Source organism: Paenibacillus sp. FSL H7-0323 (assembly GCF_038002725.1).
GTDB lineage: Bacteria > Bacillota > Bacilli > Paenibacillales > Paenibacillaceae > Paenibacillus_AQ > Paenibacillus_AQ odorifer.
In genome coordinates this window covers 2,072,272-2,089,988 of the sequence record NZ_JBBODB010000001.1, presented here as the reverse complement: position 1 = coordinate 2,089,988, position 17,717 = coordinate 2,072,272, and the positions used below count along the sequence as shown (strand labels likewise).

General features: G+C 43.9%; 19 protein-coding genes. 10 read left to right on the top strand and 9 right to left on the bottom strand.

Translation table 11 applies throughout. From position 1 onward, the window contains the following. Nucleotides 1-15: 15 nt before the first annotated feature. Nucleotides 16-2,085, top strand: coding sequence for a beta-galactosidase (locus tag MHH89_RS09465; RefSeq protein WP_341086935.1), 2,070 nt, complete (start codon nucleotides 16-18; stop codon nucleotides 2,083-2,085). A gap of 54 nt (nucleotides 2,086-2,139) precedes the next feature. On the opposite strand, the gene MHH89_RS09460 is transcribed toward MHH89_RS09465, so the two are convergent. Further along, nucleotides 2,140-2,685 (bottom strand): GNAT family N-acetyltransferase, encoded by a 546-nt coding sequence (locus tag MHH89_RS09460; RefSeq protein WP_076129818.1) that lies wholly within the window; start codon nucleotides 2,683-2,685, stop codon nucleotides 2,140-2,142. Further along, the gene (locus MHH89_RS09455; protein WP_076190947.1) at nucleotides 2,682-3,332 is read right to left on the bottom strand and encodes an NUDIX hydrolase; all 651 of its coding nucleotides are present in this window, start codon (nucleotides 3,330-3,332) and stop codon (nucleotides 2,682-2,684) included. Before MHH89_RS09455 ends, MHH89_RS09460 begins: the two co-directional genes overlap by 4 nt. Before the next feature lie 142 nt (nucleotides 3,333-3,474). Between MHH89_RS09455 and MHH89_RS09450 the strand changes: the two genes are divergently transcribed. Together MHH89_RS09450 and MHH89_RS09445 are read left to right on the top strand one after the other, a co-directional pair. Continuing rightward, the gene (locus tag MHH89_RS09450) at nucleotides 3,475-3,999 is read left to right on the top strand and encodes a hypothetical protein (protein ID WP_341086933.1); all 525 of its coding nucleotides are present in this window, start codon (nucleotides 3,475-3,477) and stop codon (nucleotides 3,997-3,999) included. A gap of 2 nt (nucleotides 4,000-4,001) precedes the next feature. Further along, nucleotides 4,002-4,442: a hypothetical protein gene (locus MHH89_RS09445; RefSeq protein ID WP_036688330.1), complete on the top strand. Its 441-nt coding sequence runs from the start codon at nucleotides 4,002-4,004 to the stop codon at nucleotides 4,440-4,442. A 422-nt stretch (nucleotides 4,443-4,864) separates the two neighbouring features. Here MHH89_RS09445 and kduD read toward each other — a convergent pair whose 3' ends face one another. Genes kduD through kduI form a run of 3 tightly spaced genes read right to left on the bottom strand, consistent with a single transcriptional unit; the run spans nucleotide 4,865 to nucleotide 7,287 of the window. Beyond that, nucleotides 4,865-5,620 carry a 2-dehydro-3-deoxy-D-gluconate 5-dehydrogenase KduD gene (gene kduD / locus MHH89_RS09440; protein WP_036688326.1) on the bottom strand — a complete coding sequence of 252 codons (756 nt, stop codon included), beginning with the start codon at nucleotides 5,618-5,620 and terminating at the stop codon, nucleotides 4,865-4,867. A 43-nt stretch (nucleotides 5,621-5,663) separates the two neighbouring features. Then, the gene (locus MHH89_RS09435) at nucleotides 5,664-6,419 is read right to left on the bottom strand and encodes a DeoR/GlpR family DNA-binding transcription regulator (RefSeq protein ID WP_076129821.1); all 756 of its coding nucleotides are present in this window, start codon (nucleotides 6,417-6,419) and stop codon (nucleotides 5,664-5,666) included. A 34-nt stretch (nucleotides 6,420-6,453) separates the two neighbouring features. Further along, nucleotides 6,454-7,287 carry a 5-dehydro-4-deoxy-D-glucuronate isomerase gene (gene kduI, locus MHH89_RS09430; RefSeq protein ID WP_036688322.1) on the bottom strand — a complete coding sequence of 278 codons (834 nt, stop codon included), beginning with the start codon at nucleotides 7,285-7,287 and terminating at the stop codon, nucleotides 6,454-6,456. 229 nt (nucleotides 7,288-7,516) lie between these two features. Here kduI and MHH89_RS09425 point away from each other — a divergent pair, with 229 nt between their 5' ends. After that, nucleotides 7,517-9,193: a hypothetical protein gene (locus MHH89_RS09425; RefSeq protein WP_076190952.1), complete on the top strand. Its 1,677-nt coding sequence runs from the start codon at nucleotides 7,517-7,519 to the stop codon at nucleotides 9,191-9,193. 398 nt (nucleotides 9,194-9,591) lie between these two features. Beyond that, nucleotides 9,592-11,016, top strand: coding sequence for an aspartate ammonia-lyase (gene aspA / locus MHH89_RS09420; protein ID WP_036689072.1), 1,425 nt, complete (start codon nucleotides 9,592-9,594; stop codon nucleotides 11,014-11,016). A 148-nt stretch (nucleotides 11,017-11,164) separates the two neighbouring features. Here the strand turns inward: aspA and MHH89_RS09415 are convergent, their stop codons facing one another. Beyond that, nucleotides 11,165-11,707 (bottom strand): MerR family transcriptional regulator, encoded by a 543-nt coding sequence (locus tag MHH89_RS09415; protein WP_076182537.1) that lies wholly within the window; start codon nucleotides 11,705-11,707, stop codon nucleotides 11,165-11,167. A gap of 213 nt (nucleotides 11,708-11,920) precedes the next feature. On the opposite strand from MHH89_RS09415, the gene MHH89_RS09410 reads away from it, so the two are divergent. The 5 genes from MHH89_RS09410 to ybaK all read left to right on the top strand — a co-directional run bounded on the left by MHH89_RS09410 (nucleotide 11,921) and on the right by ybaK (nucleotide 14,790). Further along, nucleotides 11,921-12,541, top strand: a complete 621-nt coding sequence (locus MHH89_RS09410) for a bifunctional transcriptional activator/DNA repair enzyme AdaA (protein WP_076281633.1) — start codon at nucleotides 11,921-11,923, stop codon at nucleotides 12,539-12,541. Next, the gene (locus MHH89_RS09405; protein WP_312149806.1) at nucleotides 12,531-13,064 is read left to right on the top strand and encodes a methylated-DNA--[protein]-cysteine S-methyltransferase; all 534 of its coding nucleotides are present in this window, start codon (nucleotides 12,531-12,533) and stop codon (nucleotides 13,062-13,064) included. The genes MHH89_RS09410 and MHH89_RS09405 overlap by 11 nt, the downstream gene beginning before the upstream one ends. Beyond that, a complete protein-coding gene (locus tag MHH89_RS09400) occupies nucleotides 13,061-13,879 on the top strand; it encodes an SPL family radical SAM protein (protein ID WP_076304455.1) in 819 nt (272 codons plus the stop codon). Before MHH89_RS09405 ends, MHH89_RS09400 begins: the two co-directional genes overlap by 4 nt. An 85-nt stretch (nucleotides 13,880-13,964) precedes the next feature. Then, nucleotides 13,965-14,216 (top strand): YolD-like family protein, encoded by a 252-nt coding sequence (locus MHH89_RS09395; protein ID WP_036688306.1) that lies wholly within the window; start codon nucleotides 13,965-13,967, stop codon nucleotides 14,214-14,216. A 100-nt stretch (nucleotides 14,217-14,316) separates the two neighbouring features. Next, nucleotides 14,317-14,790 (top strand): Cys-tRNA(Pro) deacylase, encoded by a 474-nt coding sequence (gene ybaK, locus MHH89_RS09390; RefSeq protein ID WP_076129827.1) that lies wholly within the window; start codon nucleotides 14,317-14,319, stop codon nucleotides 14,788-14,790. On the opposite strand, the gene MHH89_RS09385 is transcribed toward ybaK, so the two are convergent. The 3 genes from MHH89_RS09385 to MHH89_RS09375 all read right to left on the bottom strand — a co-directional run bounded on the left by MHH89_RS09385 (nucleotide 14,779) and on the right by MHH89_RS09375 (nucleotide 17,467). Further along, entirely contained in the window at nucleotides 14,779-15,531 is a 753-nt protein-coding gene (locus MHH89_RS09385; RefSeq protein ID WP_076309727.1) for a YdcF family protein, read from the bottom strand. The genes ybaK and MHH89_RS09385 overlap by 12 nt on opposite strands. A 61-nt stretch (nucleotides 15,532-15,592) precedes the next feature. Further along, on the bottom strand, nucleotides 15,593-16,828 hold the full coding sequence (locus MHH89_RS09380; RefSeq protein ID WP_341003059.1) for an MFS transporter: 1,236 nt from the start codon (nucleotides 16,826-16,828) through the stop codon (nucleotides 15,593-15,595). A 156-nt stretch (nucleotides 16,829-16,984) separates the two neighbouring features. Continuing rightward, nucleotides 16,985-17,467 carry a MarR family transcriptional regulator gene (locus MHH89_RS09375; RefSeq protein WP_076182515.1) on the bottom strand — a complete coding sequence of 161 codons (483 nt, stop codon included), beginning with the start codon at nucleotides 17,465-17,467 and terminating at the stop codon, nucleotides 16,985-16,987. Between the last annotated feature and the right edge of the window lie 250 nt (nucleotides 17,468-17,717).

The following is a 17,717-nucleotide window of genomic DNA, read 5'->3' as shown; positions in this document are numbered from 1 at the left end:
GGATGATCGTACACAATGAATAAAAAACATTCCCCGATAAGCAGTAAAGCTGGTGTCATGCTGCACGGTGCTGATTATAATCCTGAACAATGGCTGAAATATCCGGAAGTATTGCGTGAGGATATCCGATTAATGAAGCTGGCGGGCTGCAATGTCATGTCCGTAGGCATTTTTTCGTGGGTATCTCTTGAACCTGAAGAGGGTGTGTTCACTTTCGAATGGTTGGATGGTGTACTTGATTCTTTTGCAGAGAATGGGATTTACGCTATCTTGGCAACGCCAAGTGGTGCCCGCCCAGCATGGATGTCGCAAAAATATCCAGAAGTCTTAAGAGTGGAGCGTAACCGTGTTCACAATTTGCATGGCTTCCGTCATAACCATTGCTTTACCTCACCAGTGTACCGGGAGAAAACTGCAATTCTGAATGCAAAGCTAGCGGAACGGTACAGCCAGCATCCAGCCATTATCGGTTGGCATATTTCGAATGAGTTCGGTGGGGAGTGTCACTGCGAGCTCTGCCAGGATGCTTTTAGAGAATGGTTGAAGGTGAAATATAATAACAGTTTGGATGAGGTGAATCATGCTTGGTGGGCTACTTTTTGGAGTCATACCTACACTTCATGGTCACAGATTGAATCCCCAGCTCCACATGGTGAGACACAAGTACACGGCTTGAATCTTGACTGGCGGCGTTTTGTTAGTGAACGGACGATTGATTTCTGCCAGCACGAGATCAATACCGTTCGTCCTTATAATCCAGAGCTGCCAATCACGACGAATATGCATATGATCGATGGCATTGATTACCGCGAGTTGGCCAAAATCCTGGATGTGGTCTCATGGGACGCTTATCCAGACTGGCATTATACCGAAGACGGTGACGATACTAGATTGGCAGCATGGACGGCGATGCACTACGACTTAATGCGTTCTTTTAAAAAGAAACCGTTTCTGCTGATGGAAAGCACGCCATCCCTTACGAACTGGCAATCGGTCAGTAAGCTGAAACGTCCCGGAATGCACAAGCTGTCTTCCTTGCAAGCGGTAGCGCATGGTTCGGATTCTGTGCAGTATTTCCAATGGCGCAAAAGCCGCGGATCAAGTGAGAAGTTCCACGGCGCAGTTGTAGACCACAGTGGCCACTCCGAGACTCGAGTATTCCAAGATGTAGCGGAAGTAGGAAAGACGCTGGCGGGAATGACGGAAGTAGTGGGTACGTCCACTCCGGCGCAGACGGCGATTATTTTCGATTGGGACAACCGCTGGGCGATAAAGGATGCGCAAGGCATCCGTAATTCCGGATTACGTTATGAGGAGACGGTGCTACAGCATTATCGTGCACTTTGGGAGCTGGGCATTCCAGTTGATATTATAGGCTCTGGAGATGATCTGACTGCCTACAAGCTGGTTGTTGCCCCTATGTTATATCTGATTAGTGAAGAGAATGGAAAGCGCATTGAGAAATATGTGGAGCAAGGCGGCACTTTCCTCGCAACCTATTGGTCAGGAGTAGTTAACGAAACGGATTTATGTCATCTGGGAGGATTCCCTGGTCCACTGCGCAGAACACTGGGGATTTGGGCAGAGGAGACAGAAGGGCTGCACAGCCGTGATCTGAACGGGTTAGTAATGGAGGTAGGTAATAAACTTAAGCTAAGCGGTGACTACGATGCGCATGAGATAGCCGAGCTGATTCATTTGGAAGGTGCAGAGGCTTTGGGGCATTATCGCAACGATTTCTATGCGGGCCGTCCAGCGCTTACAGTCAATCGTTTTGGTGAAGGAAATGCGTACCATCTTGCTACCCGTGTGAAAGACACTTCGTTCTATGTTGAGCTATACGCAGCGATCACATCTAAGGCAGGAATTACCCGTGCGATGGATAGTGAGCTTCCAGCAGGTGTGACTGCACAACTTCGCACAGATGGCGAAAGTGATTATGTTTTTGTGCAAAATTTCAGCGGCAGTCCGCAAACGGTAGAGCTGGATGGAGCGGAATACACAGACTTGGAAACAGGTCTTTCAGCTCCGGCCCTATTGAATCTAGCGGTGAATGGACTTGCGATGTTGAAGCGTAAAGCATAGTATAATAAAAAGGCAGGACCTGAGTTTCAGGTTCTGCCTTTTTTTTGAATAGAATCAGTTCTTAACTCTTCCCATCATAATGGTGTTATACAATTTGCCGTCCGATAGAAGTTTATCTTTCTTTAAAATCCCTTCAATTTCAAAGCCAAGCTTTTGATATAGCTTAATAGCGTTGGTGTTCGTTTCCAGCACATTTAGGGTGATCTTTTGAATACCATTAGTGTCAGCCCAGGCAATCGATTCGGCGAGAAGATTTTTTCCAATACCATATCCCCAATAATCCTGCAGCACACATACTCCAAATTCTACTTTATGAGCAAATCTTTTTAAGGGATAACCTTCGCATCTGGAGAACGCAACGATTTGATTATCAACTACTGCGACTAGAAAAAGGTTATTATTTTTCTCAGAATCGGCTTGAATAAGCTGTTCAAACCCTTTTTCGTCAATAAAGGCTTCACCTGGTTCCCGATCTAAATTCTCGGTTTCTCCATCGATCCGCACCCTTAATTCAGATAACACTTTAGCATCATGAGAGGCCGCAGATCTAATGCTGTATTGGATTCCATTCACTGTAAATGTTTGAGGATTAATGATCATATGTCCTCCGTGACGATGGGTGATGTTAGAATTATTGCTTCGATGCCCTCAATGATCCGAGTGAAATAGGCTGCTTCATGAGGCACAAAATGAGTCCGATCCACACTTTGTTGAATGTTGATTTTTTGTCCGTTTGAATCCACTTTGAAACCATTGATTTGTAGACTATGTATTTCTCCTTGCCAAAAGCTTCGGAAGTCGGCAAACTTTGTGATAACTATTCCTGCGACCTCTTCTTCTTGCAGCTTAAAATCGTCCAGAGGATAAGGATTGTTATAAACAAAAACATGCGCTCGTTCTTTATCGATAAGATTTTCTTTGATCATACTGTAAGGAATCGTACCTAAGGGAATCAGTTCATCAAAAGCTAGCTCCAAACCGAGTTCTTCTTGAACCTCGCGAATCCCGTCCTCTACCGTTTCGTGTGTCAGCAAATGTCCAGCGGCCGTGATGTCCAGCAATCCTGCATAATCTTGTTTCTGTTCACTACGAAGCTGTAAATAAATATAGGGGATTTCTTGGGTTTTGCTTATAAACCAGCAGTGGAAGGTCTCGTGCCAATGTCCTAACCGATGTACTTCTGCCCGTGGAGCTGTACCGATTCGGTGACCCGCTTCATCAAATATAGTAAGTATCTCATTATGCATAGAAAAGCTCCTTTGTGAAAATATCTACTGCTTAAAGCCTATCATAAAAACGATCGAATTGCTTAATGTCCCCAAGTGATTTTTATTGACATCGTTAAGAAATATATGTATATTTTTGGATGTTAATCAAAGGAGGAGTTAAATGAATTTAGTAGCCATGAAGCAGGATGACTTGGACACTTTAAGTGATGAAAGGTTAGGATGGGCCTGTATGGAGCCTACCTTTCAGCTGATTCGCGGAAAATCTCCATCGACCAAATCAGAAGTGATCTCGAAGCTCACAGAGGGGCAACAAGCCTTATGTATGTTCAGAGTGCTATATGGTCACAGCTGTAATTCCGAAGGGGAATATTATGCTTGGATTTCCTACATGCAAGACCTGCCAGGGTATTGGACAGGGGTGATAGGAGGCATACGATTTTTTGACGATTCACCCATGATTCTTTTGCTTCAGGAAACAAAGACATTTCTCGAGGAAAGAAATCATCGACTGGGTAAAGAGTGGGCGGATGCGGCCATCACGGATTTGGATCGAGACCCTCAGCTGTTAGAAGTAATTAGTGAGTTATTCGAACGATATAAGAACCTGACACCAAATACGCATAGAATTATCGGCAATTATATTCGCACTCATCCAGAGGAGTTTGTAGAAATAGGGTGTTCATAATTATGAATATGAAGAAACGTTATGTATTTCTCGTACTCATTTTTTTATTAATCGAAATCCCTGTAATCATTAATCTCTACCATAGTTATAATTCATTTGAGAATTTAGTGTTGGATCAAATCGATGAAACTGAAATCACCTCAATCGAGATTGAGAAATCTTTAGTGGATGAAAAGGTAGTGATTGAAGATCCGAAGGAAATTGAAAAGATCATTTATGCTTTTTCAGATGTAAAATTGAGAAGAAGTAGTGCTTTGGACAAATCTACGGAGACCTACTGGATAAGTATTATTGTAAATAACAGCTTGAGGTTTGGCATGAATCTTACGGATACTAACTTCCTGTATGTGACAGATCTTGATAAGAAGGACAAATACAGTTCGGGAAACTTTAGAATGACTAGTGATTTTGATGTGAATTCCATTGCAAGCTTATTTAAATGATGTAGAACGATCCACAACCACTGATACTGAGATTTTCGGACCCAGATGCCCCTATTTGCGAATTTATCGTCTTTTGAGCAGGTTTTCGGACTCCAGCGTCGCTATTGCTCATGAAAGAGCTTATAATTGGTGTTTTTTGCACCAATAGCGGCTATGAGGTCCGATAGCTATCCAAATAGCGGATAAAACGGTGTATAAGGTCAGCTGAGTCCTTTAGCTGCTGCGTGTGCAGATCGGTCAGCTGAGTCTGATAGCTGCTGCGTGTGCAGATCGGTCAGCTGAGTCCTTTAGGTGCTGCATGTGCAGATTGTTCAGTTGAGTTCTTTAGCTGCTGCGTGTGCAGATTGTTCAGTTGAGTCTGATAGTGCTTCATATCCACACAAAAAATGGGTGCCCCTATGGGACACCCATTTTTGTATGGATTATCTAGCCATCCATCCGCCATCCACATTAAGAACGTGACCGTTCAAGTAGTCAGATGCTGCGGAAGCCAAGAATACAGCAGGGCCTTTAACGTCATCAGGCGTTCCCCAACGTGCTGCAGGGATACGGTCTAAGATAGAGTCCGAACGACTTTGGTCGGCACGGATTGGAGCGGTATTTTCAGTAGCCATATAGCCTGGTGCAATTGCATTGATGTTCAGACCGGAGCCTGCCCATTCATTGGCAAAAGCTTTAGTAAGACCCGCAACCCCGTGTTTACTCGCAGTGTAACCAGGGACATTGATTCCGCCTTGATAGGAGAGCATGGAGGCGATGTTAATGATTTTGCCGGATCCTCTTTCCAGGAAGTGGCGGCCTGCGATTTGCGACAGAAGGAAAACTGTGTTCAGGTTCAAATTGATGACATCAAACCAGTCTTTTTCACTATGATCTTTTGCCGGTGCACGGCGGATCATTCCTGCGCAGTTTACGAGAATGTCAACATGTCCGGTCAGCTCTAGCGCTTGGTCAAAAGTGCTTTGCAGCTTGCTGTGATCACTTAAGTCAGATTCGATACTAACTGCTTTTACTCCAAAAGCTTTTGCTGCATTTACAGTTTCTTCACTCGAATTAAGGGAGACAGATGCAACGTCTGCACCGGCTTCTGCAAATGCAAGCGCGATTCCTTGTCCAAGACCTTGAGCTGCGCCTGTTACAATAGCTGTTTTACCTGCCAAGCTGAATAATGATGACATATAAATTACGCCCCTTTATTGTAAATGGATTGTTATTCCGGGTTTACCCGCATTCAATGGTAACGCCTGCACTGCGGAACTGATCTGCCGTTTCGGGGGAGAGCCCTTTGTCCGTCAGAATCACGTCAACTTCTTGTAGGGAAGCAAAGGTACGCAGTGCAGTATGGCCGAATTTATGATGATCTACAACCGCGAATACCTTACGGGCTGTAGATACAAGGGCTTGCTTGAACTCAATTAAATCTCCGGTATAAATGGAGAGCCCATGCTCTATATGAATAGCAGTCGATGAAAGGAATGCTTTTTGAATATTAAGCTTTTGTACATAGGAGACGGCTTCAGGACCAGCCAACATATTACGGACACGATAACCACCGGGAACGACCAGACGGATGTTATCTTTGGGAACCAGTTCGCTGATGATGTATACATCATTGGTGACTACCGTTAGTGGCATATTGTCCAGACGCCGAGCAATTTCAAGCGTAGTGCTACCGCCGTCAAGAGCGATAATATCGTCCGGTTCAATATGAGCAAGCGCACGCAAGGCAATCTCCGTCTTCTCGTCAGAGTATTTATCCAGCGGGTCCTTGGAGGGCAAAATACCAAACTGGTCGCTTTGTGCCAGCACAGCTCCGCCATGTACACGTACGATCAGCCCTTGTTCCTCCAGCCTGCTTAAATCCTCGCGTATTGTTTTTCCAGTAACCTGAAGCTTATCGCTCAGTTCATTCACCGTTACATCTTTTTGGTTCAGCATAACTTCCATAATCATCTCGTGTCGTCGTATCGGGTTCATCCGCCTGCCTCATCTTTCCGTAGTTGATTTATCTCTATTGTAATTCTTTCATGGATACGGGGTCCATATCATCATATCTTTTATTATCGCCAGCCATACTCCAGATAAAAGTATAGTTATGAGTGCCGACACCACTGTGGATGGACCAGCTTGGAGAAATAACGGCTTGTTCGTTATGCATTACGATATGGCGGGTTTCGTCTGGTTCTCCCATCAGGTGGAACACAACGGAATCGTCCGGAAGATCAAAATAGAAATAGGCTTCCATCCGGCGTGGATGGGTATGTGCTGGCATTGTGTTCCACATGCTGCCTGGTTTCAGTTGGGTCATACCCATAACCAGTTGGGCACTTTGCACACCATTTGTGTGAATGAAGCGGTGGATTGTCCGCTCGTTAGAGTTCTCCAGACCACCCATCGCACCGGATTCAGAATCGGCCAGTGTGGTTTTGGTAGTAGGGTAGGACTGATGGGCAGGAGCAGAATTCAAATAGAATTTAGCAGGCTTGGAAGCGTCTGCACTTTTGAAGACTACATCTTTAGAGCCTTGACCTACATAAAGACATTCTTTGAAATCCACTTCATATTCTGTGCCATCTACAACCACGGAGCCTTTACCACCGACATTGATGATGCCCAGTTCACGGCGTTCCAAGAAATAAGTAACCCCAAGTTCTTTAAGGTCAGTAGTTAGCGCAACCTCTTCTTTTACAGGATTAGCTCCACCAACGATCATACGATCTTCATGGGTTAGGACAAGCTTTAGCTCATCAGGAGCAAAAATAACGGGAATGTGGAATTCCTTACGGAGGCGCTCAGTGTCAAATTGTTTTACTTCATTAGGATGGGATGCGAAACGTCTTTCCATTGAATGTTCAATCTCCTTTGTGTACATATTATCGTTCGTATAGGTACACTTTAGTCCATTTATGTTCATTTTACAAGTACTAATCTTTTTTATTTCGTTTATTTATGTTTATTTATTGGTTTTTCCAATTGCAAAATGAACGGAAAGTGTGCACAATAGAGCTATTATGCTCGATTTTCATGAATGACGGAAGATGATATAAAACTGAAATGATGGAGGTTGAAAAGTAATGCCGGGGTTGAAAAATATCCAGAGTACTTTTAAGGAACGTCAGCAAGAAATTATTTTTAATATAGCACTGGAAGCAGAGCAACGCCCTTTATTGGAAAGTGGACTCTGGTTCCATGATGATGTGCGAAATAACTTTTATTATGCTTCGTATCTTTTTGCAGCGGCTGTTGATGATTCTTTTGAGCTGCCTTTTGATCGTGAGCAAGCGAAACAGAAAGCACAGGATGTGCTGCTGGAGATCTTAATGCTTCAGAACCGGCAGCCCGGCACGGAGTTATATGGTCATTGGCCGCTCGGTTTGAATCCGGTTCCGCGAGATGCGTCACCGCATGAGTTACCAGTGGAGCTTATGGGCAACCTGCTGGCGTATTTTTGCAAAAGATACGGAGGAGCATTAAATGCTCAACTTCGCATAGTTCTGAATACAGCGTTTGGACATATTTATCGCAGTGATTTCTACCGTAAGCCGGTGGTTACTTTTGGGCATCATGAAGCTAAATATACAGCTGCTAAGCTGATTTTTGGCACCCTGTTTGCGGATGAAATATTGCTTGAGGATGGCCGGCAGAGTCTGAAGGATACGCTGGCTTATATTCGTACTAAAGGGATGCCGGAATACGGCAGTCTACCGTGGTTTTGGCATTGGGTGCAGGCATTCACCTGCGCGTTGGAACTTGTCCCGCCTGAGGATACGGAGCTTACTACGAGCCTTAAAGAAATGCTTGACCATTTATGGAATGTACGAGCTGAATTCTATCTGCGTGGCGCTTGGGTTGGTGCGCATTCTAGAGGCTGGCCGCATGATGTTCCCGGCGATGCTAATGTACTTCATGATTATGTTCAGTTTGGAGATTTCCAGCTGCCTGAGAGGATGCCGCGCACTGAGTATGCCGGTTTATTATTCTATCAAGCATCCGATGAAATATTAGCCGCAGCTATGAATCGCCAGATACCAATGGAAGTAGGGAAGATTACTCAGAAGGTTGTCCCAACGGATCCACAGCCGCAGCCTTTGCTTCATTCCTATGCTTATATTACAGAGGAGTTTGCAGCAGGCGGGATGTGGGAGCGGGTTGAGGAATTCGATAATGAGCAGCTTCGCTGGGCTTTTTCGTTACCTGTGAGTGGAGAGGGAAGCGCAAATCAGCTGTATTTCTTCCATCCGGGACAAGGCTACAATGAGGGAGATCCCCGCCATCAAAGCCGTTATATGGAGGTTCTCTATCACAAGAATGTCATCATTTCTTTATTCCCAATCCCCCAGGGTGAGAAGAATACGATCATCGGTGTACTTCCCCAAGGGGAATGGAAACAAGAGCCGTATACATTGTACGGGCAAGTTGGTGAGACGTATTTTGTTATTTATTTATCTCACCCTTATCAGCTGCAGGAACGGTCCAGATTCATAGAGGTATCCGTCGCAGGGATGCCGGGCGGTGTGATCGTTGAAGCATTGGGCATTAAGAAAGCTGCCGAATGTGGTATTATTGGTTTAGAGGCTTTTGCCGCAGCTATGGCTCATAAAGAAAGGAATTTCGAAGTGGGAGAGGTATTAGCAGCGAATTATACCAACATGGATGGTGAAAGCTTAGTTTTGAGTATTAGTAGGGAGTTAGAATTACCGCAAGCTCAGCTTAATGGAATTCAGATCTCATTAGATCATTATTCAGTATAAAAAACACAATTACTGTGATAAATAGTAATCCGAGTCGGCCTTTTTGGCCGGCTTCTTTAATAAGGAGCTACATGAAAGGATGTGATGCCCCATTGCACAGCCCGCAATAGATACCTAAGTATCCGTAAACGTGATTTTGTCCAAAATACTTATAATTGGGGTGAGCGACGATTTATCTGGATAAACTAGACCTAACGATTTGGTAATTCAATCCTTCCTAAGCACATTTCCCTTTAGAATAGCGGTGTTAGGTTACTAAATAGTAATTAATTACATTAAACCCTATTTTTCTGAGAGACATTTGTCACAATAAAGGTTAATATCTAAGTGAGATAGAAATGATTGCGCTTACTTATTTTCTAATAAACCTAATCATAATGAATGCGAGGGATATAACAGTGATTGAAACTGAATTTCGTGTAGAAAATGACTTTCTAGGCAGTAAACAGGTAGATAAGAACGCTTATTATGGGATTCAGACACTACGCGCAGTCGAGAACTTTCCTATTACGGGCTATCGGGTTCACAAAGAGTTAATCAAAGCGATGGGGATTGTAAAAAAAGCCGCTGCGCTTGCAAATATGGAAGTTGGCCGTCTCTATCGAGGGCTTGGAGAAGTTGTAGTGAAAGCAGCAGAAGAAATCATCGAGGGTCAGTGGCATGAGCAATTTATTGTAGATCCTATTCAGGGTGGTGCGGGTACCTCGTTAAATATGAATGCGAATGAGGTTATTGCTAACCGTGCCTTAGAACTGCTTGGCCATGAAAAGGGAGACTATCGTCACTTAAGTCCCAATTCACATGTAAATATGGCGCAGTCTACAAATGATGCGTTTCCGACAGCAATTCATATTGCCACACTTTCACTGCTGGAGCAGCTACTTGTAACGATGCACAGAATGCATGATGTGTTTGCGGTAAAAGCGGATGAATTCGATCCTGTGATAAAAATGGGTCGGACACATCTTCAAGATGCAGTGCCGATTCGTCTGGGTCAAGAATTCGAGGCTTATCGCAGAGTGCTTGAAAGAGATATCAAACGTATTGAGCATACACGCCATCATTTGTATGAAGTCAATATGGGAGCAACAGCAGTGGGTACAGGATTAAATGCTGATCCTCGTTATATTGAATTGGTGGTAGAGCACTTAGCTGAGATCAGTGAATTGCCGCTCGTAACGGCAGATCATCTCGTCGATGCCACCCAAAATACGGATGCCTATACAGAAGTGTCTGCTGCCCTAAAAGTGTGCATGATGAACATGTCCAAGATCGCTAATGATCTGCGGTTGATGGCCTCCGGTCCGCGGACTGGGTTTAATGAGATTTCATTGCCTGCACGCCAGCCTGGATCTTCAATTATGCCGGGCAAAGTTAATCCGGTTATGGCAGAGGTCATTAATCAGGTGGCTTTTCAAGTCATAGGGAACGATCATACGATCTGTCTGGCTTCCCAAGCGGGTCAACTGGAGCTGAATGTTATGGAGCCAGTGCTTGTGTTCAATCTCATTCAGTCCATCAGCATCATGAACAATTCCTTCCAAGTCTTCACAGACTTCTGTCTGGCTGGGATTGAAGCCAATAAGGAAAAGCTTGAGCGGGATGTGGAGCGGAGTGTCGGAATCATTACGGCTGTGAACCCGCATCTGGGGTATGAAGTGGTATCGCGGATCGCTAGAGAGGCGATTTTGACTGGGGAATCTGTACGGGAATTGTGCATTAAATATAATGTGCTGACCGAAGAAGAGCTTAATCTGATTCTGGACCCATACGAAATGACACACCCGGGAATTGCAGGAGCAGCTTTATTGCATAAAGAGTAGAATGTTCCGGAGGATCGAGCTTTTTGTTTGGAAAAAGCAAACCCCCGCCACCGTTTAGGGTGACAGGGGGAGAGCTTAAATATGTTTTTAATTTATATGAATCTACTTCGCGATTGTCTGAAGTAGGTTCTTTTTTTACATTTCAGGCTTAAAAGAAAAATAAAGAACGTAACAGGCCGCGTTTTCTTGGCGGAGCCGTTAGTCTGGTAGTGGCAGTGGACTGGGAATTTTCATAAGAGGTGAGCGGTTTGCCGTTAGACACTTGCAACGGTTCTATGGATGCCGCGATTTGCTTGATCATTATTCGTAGGTCCTCAAGCTCCTCACGCTGCTGGAGCAGTTGGATCAATACTACTTCATCGGCTTTTTGATCGAGTGCACGTTCAACATTGTTGATGCGAGACAAGATATCCTTCATAGGCTCAGCATCTGTGTGCTGTAGTGGATTTTCCTGTTGTGATGTGGAAATTTGCTGCTCATTCGTGAGTGTGAGTTGTATACATTCCAAGGCCTCTCCGTGATTAATACGGTCTTTAATATGATTGAGCAGGTCGATTTGCTGCTCCGAGAAAACATAATGGCCAAATCGGTCTTTTGGAAAAAAATCAGGGAACATGGCAGCCCAACGTTTAATTGTGGTTAGACTAACTGACAGCAGCTCTGCGGCATCTTTTGTTTTTAGAATATCCATTTCGATTCCTCCAGTTCACGTAGTCATGTTATGAGTAATATTCGTTGTCCAGCAGCGGCTCCCTGCACGGTTGACAAAGGTAGTGCGTATTCGCTAAACAAAGTGTAATTACGAGCAATCTCACCCTTTTGGATTTCACTATCTTGCTTTTTCATTCCAAATTGAGTACAGATGAGCCTGCTCAGGGGTATAATTGCATTAGAGGTGAAGGCGATGAACAGGATTGAAGATGAGGAACAAATGACTGAGGAGCAATGGCAGGCTATTTTGCAAAACAATGTTGCTTATAACGACATATTTTTTTATGCGGTGAAGACTACAGGAATTTTTTGTCGACCCTCCTGCAAATCCAAAGCACCCAATCGGGAGAATGCGTGTGTTTTTCAGAATGCTGAACAAGCGCTGGCAGCCGGATTTCGTCCTTGCAAAAGATGTAAACCGACAGGTGAGCGTCTTCCTGATAAGGAATGGGTAGCTGTGATGACGGAGTACATTGATCATAATTATATGGCCCCCCTCACCCTTGAAACATTAGCTGAGGTATGTCATGGCAGTCCTTATCATTTACATCGAACCTTTAAGAAAGTAACAGGAATCACTCCCGTGGATTATATACAGCAAAAGAGAATCGCTAAGGCATCTGAGTATTTGCTTACTACAGAGCAGGCAGTTGCTGAGATTGCATTACGTGTGGGTCTGCCCAATACATCATATTTTATTACTTTATATAAGAAAAAAACGGGGTATACACCCACACAGTTTCGTCAGCTTAACAAACAGAAAGTAACGTTGGCTTCTGATTTTATTTTGGAGGGACCGAATCATGGAGAATAAAAAAAATGCTATTCTATACTGGACATTATTAACCGATAAGGACTGGAGTTTTTATATTGCAGCCACAGAGAAGGGTTTAAGTTATGTGGGTTCGCAGCAGCAACCCTTTGAGGAATTAAGCGAATGGGTTAGACGTCGTTTTCCGGGGAGTGAACTGGTGCAGAACGATGAGAAGATGGCGCCTTATGTGAGGGAGCTTAGTGAATATTTGCAAGGGAACCGGCAGAGCTTCGGCATTCCTTTTGATTATCAGGGAACTCCATTTCAGCTTGCGGTGTGGAAGGCGTTATGTGAAATTCCATATGGGCAAACCTGGTCCTATTCAGATATTGCTACACATATTCAAAAACCAGCTGCGGTACGCGCGGTAGGGACTGCCATTGGCGCGAATCCGATTCTGATTACGGTGCCCTGCCACCGGGTTATTGGTAAGAATGGGACATTAACAGGATACCGGGGTGGTTTGGATATGAAGACCAAGCTACTTCAGTTGGAGAGAGGAGAGTATACAGCAGATATATGAAAATAGAGTCCAATTACACCTCCCCAAAAACCTTGCTGAATAAAGGAACAGGTTATCTGTCAGGCTACAGTCATTCCTTAAATCCATATACGGGCTGCACTTATGGCTGTTCCTATTGTTATGTACGTCAGATGCCTGTCTCGCTGTTCCGCAAAGAAGAGTGGGGGACGTGGGTAGATGTTAAACAAGAAGCGGCTGCAATATTACAAAAAGAACTACACAAAGCGAAGGCGAAAGGTCCCGTCTCTATTTTTATGTCGTCAAGCACAGATCCCTATCAACCGGTAGAGCACAAGGAAGAGGTGACGAGATCTTTACTGGAGGTTATGGTTCAAGATCCGCCCGATTTCCTATTCGTGCAGACGCGTAGTCCGCTGGTTCGCAGAGATATAGATTTATTATTACGTTTACAGGATAAGGTTCGTGTAAGTATAACTGTAGAAACAGACCGAGAAGATATTCGCCAAAAATTCACACCAAGCGCTCCTCCCATTGCTGCAAGACTGAAGACGTTACAGCTTTTACGTGAAGCTGGCATCCCCATTCAAGCTACTATAGCGCCAGTACTGCCAAGCAGTCCAACTTTTCCAGCAACCTTAAGGGCTTTGGTGGATAGAGTCTGTGTGGATGACTATTTTATGGGCGACGGCAGCGGCGGCAAACGCACACGGAGATTAGGGATTTATTCCCTATATGAAGAGCTGCAACTGGAAGATTGGTATGATCCTGCAGCATATCGCAGAGTGTATGAAGGACTTCAGCAAGTTTTTTCCGAAGAGGAGCTATTCTTGAGCCAGAAGGGGTTCGAGCCTTAATCTGAAACATGGTATAATAAATGAGAGCATTCATACTTAGTATTTAATATACTTAATATCCGTAATAGCTTATTGGAGGATTAGTGTGGCAAAAGCAAAGGTGGCCAAGCGGCCCACAAGAGATGAATTTGTGCTTGAGGAGTTAGGTAATCAGTTAGTTGAAGCTAAGCAAGAAGGTTCTGAGATTTTATTGACCGTATGGGGAAAAGAAGAAGAGGTACGCGGTATGATCGTGGAAATGGATTCGCGAACCGGGAAAGTACACCTCAGTAACCATGAAGAAATCATAAAAGTTCCTTTTATGGATATCATGCAGGTTAATTATCCCAGAGATTAATGGGCACGGCAGCAACAGGAGGTCCTGAAAGCTATCATAGCTTTGGGGCCTCTTTGATCATAAAGGTAAGGAATAGAGGATATAGAAAGGGAGGTCAACAATGCAAGTAACCAAAACCAACGCGATGCGAATGCTGGATGCCAAAAAAATCGGCTATGAAGTGTTCGCCTATGACAATGAAGATGGACTAATCCATGGCACGGCTGTGGCTGAGAAGATTGGAAAGGCGGCAGAGACGGTTTTTAAAACGTTGGTCGCTCATAGCGGTGCAAATCTTTATGTATTTGTTATCCCTGTTGCCGAAGAGCTGGATCTCAAAAAGGCGGCCAAAGCCGCCGGAGAGAAAAAAATTGAGATGCTGCCAGTGAAGGATCTGCAGAAATGGACAGGGTATATCCGCGGTGGTTGTTCACCTGTTGGAATGAAAAAGCTGTACCCCACGTTCATTGAGAGCAGCGCAGAAGGGCTGGAAACAATGGCTGTCAGCGCTGGGAAGATTGGCCAGCAAATGGATGTAGCCCCACAGTTACTCGCTGAGGTTGTACATGCGAAATTTACAGAACTAATCAAATAGCCGAGCAGCAAGCTGGCCTAAATATTCCTTCAATGCTAACCCTGTTGTGGAGATCGCTCCCGGGGATGGACTGAACTTGGCGGGCTGCAGTGCAATATCAGCGCTGGCGATATAATCCGTAGGATAGGCTTGCGCTGTTAGCCTTGCATTCTTAAAGTGCAACATCGCTCGGGACATATGAAAACCTGAAGTAACTAGTATAGGTTTTATAAGTCCGGTTTGTTGCAGGATGGCTGCGGTATTTACAGCGTTTTGCTCCGTGTTGAGGGATTGATTTTCGATCAGGATGTCCTCTTCGGGTATGCCGAGACCCAGTAGTTGTCTTTGCGCGATATCCGCTTCATTACCACTGTCGGAGAATACTTGTCCGCCAGAAAATAAGATTGGCAGACCTGTCTGCCGATGGAGGCGAACAGCAGTAAGCAGGCGATTTGCCGCTGATCCGTATAAATTGCCCTCGCCGTCTATATCCGGTGTGCCAGAGCTGGCGCCCCCGCCGAGTACGACGATGACATCTCCTTGCAAAGTTTCCGGCTGCGGATATTTCCGTTCTAGACTGCCGATCAGCGCATCGCTGACTAAGGGTGTCATGGAGAAATACATTAATAGTGTAACCCCGAGTAGAACTAGTGCTGGCCGGCGGTTTTTTTTCCATAACCAAATGACTAAACCTAGCAGAAGCACGATAAACAGGCCGGGAGGAAGCACAAAGCTGTATACAAATTTGATGATGTAAATCAACAGTATCAACCGCCTTCTAAAAATATAAGTTCAGGTTGTATTGTAACATGAGATTGCAAGATTACATATTTACATGCGTATCCTTATACAAAACGGATATTGCCGCAGCTATCAGGATCATCCCCATAAAAGCGGGTGCAGCATGGCCAAGTGATACATATATTTGACCTCCAATGACAGGCCCGATCATTCTTGCTAAAGCCTGAATAGATTGGCTACCGCCTTGAATCCTCCCTTGTTCACTAGAATCGACAGACTTGGAAAGCATCCCATTGAATGAAGGCCCAAAGATCGAATCCCCAAAACCAAATATAAACATTCCAGCGATAAAAAGCGGATAGTATGAGAACAAAGCAGATAGTGCAATAAGACTGTAGCCTATAATCTCTGAAACCATTCCAAGAATTGCGATCTGTTTATCCCTAAATTTCAGCAAAAGCTTAGGCATGATGAAACCCTGTGAAATGATGTCTTGGAAGCCCATAATTGAAAACATCAGTCCGATTAGTGCAGGCTTCCAGCTGAAAGTATCCATTGTGAATTGTGAAAAAACAGCCTGTAAAGATCCGTTGGGTATCCAAAGTAAGAATGCTGAGACCAGTAGCCTTTTTAAGTTTTTTATGGACAATATGCTTGCAAGCTGTGTAAATGGATTCAGTCTTACCAAGGTAATTTCTTTTAGTCTATTGTTCTTGTCAAGGCTCTCAGGCATAAAAAAGAATCCGTAAACAACATTTAATAAGGTTATTATTGCTCCGAAATACATAGGTACAGAATAACCAAACTTGGCAAGTAAACCGCCTAGCGTTGGACCAATGACGGTGCCTACTCCTACAACCGCACTCACCCAGCCAAAGTATTTGGTTCTCTGTTCTGGAGGAATGATGTCAGCAAAATAGGCGAAGATAGTACCTATGCTTCCGCCAGTTATACCTTCTATTATACGTCCAACAAAAAGTACCCATAACGCTCCTCCTATCCCAAAAACTAAGTATCCAATCGCGGAACCCAAAAGGCATACCAAAAGTAATGGACGACGCCCGTATTTGTCACTCAAAGCTCCAAGTGCAGGGGCTGCAAAAAATACGCAGACTGCATAAACAGACGTCAGCAGCGTGACAACTATAGCCTGTTCTCCCGGATTGCTTATATAAGGCTGCACTAAAAATGGGACAACGGGCATGATGATACTGAAGCCTATTCCGCACAGAAACACAGAGATCAAACCGAAGATTAGAGCGTGTTTATCTACGGTTTGCTCTGTGTTCTGTTCATTATGTGATCTGAATTTGAGCATTAAATTCTCTCCTCAAAAGTTGATGTTTTGATTCCTTGGAAACAAATCTGGTACATCACCATTTTTATCACTATTTTGTTTCCGTGTCAACAAAATCATGACCATAAAAATGCAGCCTTTCTCATAAGAGCCCGGCTGCATGGAGTTTCATTTTCATTATTCGAATTTATTCGGATTAAAATCTATACCCTGTTTCTTTATTTCTGCATCCAAATGCCTACTATACTTTTCTACGAAGCTAAGCATACTGTCAAATTGCTCCTCAGTTACCTGCTCAAATACGGCTTTATCCCGCTCTTGGAACTCTTTGTGCAGGTCCTCATGGATTTTATAAATTACTTTCCCTTGCTCAGTAAGCCTAAAATAGATTTCTTTTTTGTTATCCGATTTTTGGTAGCTTTCGATGAGGCCCTTTTGGATGAGCTTCTTAGTTAATTTACTTATGGCACCGCGAGTCATATAAAAGGACTCTGCAAGTTTTGTGACGTTGGAATCTGCATTTTTTTCAATGTATTCGATGCAATGTACTTCAGAAGGTTTATAACCCTTAAGACTGTCTTCCATCTTATCCTTATTAAGCCAAACCATCTTGTTATATACGTCCCTGAAACCCATCATGACCTGATCTTCTTTGTTCATGGCCTGTCCTCCCAGCGCTCTTACATTAACAAATTATATTGATTTTTTGATTCTATTTCAACAATATTAAAGTTGAGGATAGTTTGTTTCATTGAACTTTAGATAAAAATAACAGGTGAGTAGTAACAAGCGTAGATATAATATTCTTAAGAAACTGCGGTTTCTTCTTAAGAAAGTTCATCCGCTTGAAGCTGCACCAAAGATTGTTTGTCTGTTATCATAAGATTAAGATGATTGGACAGCTGTGGGA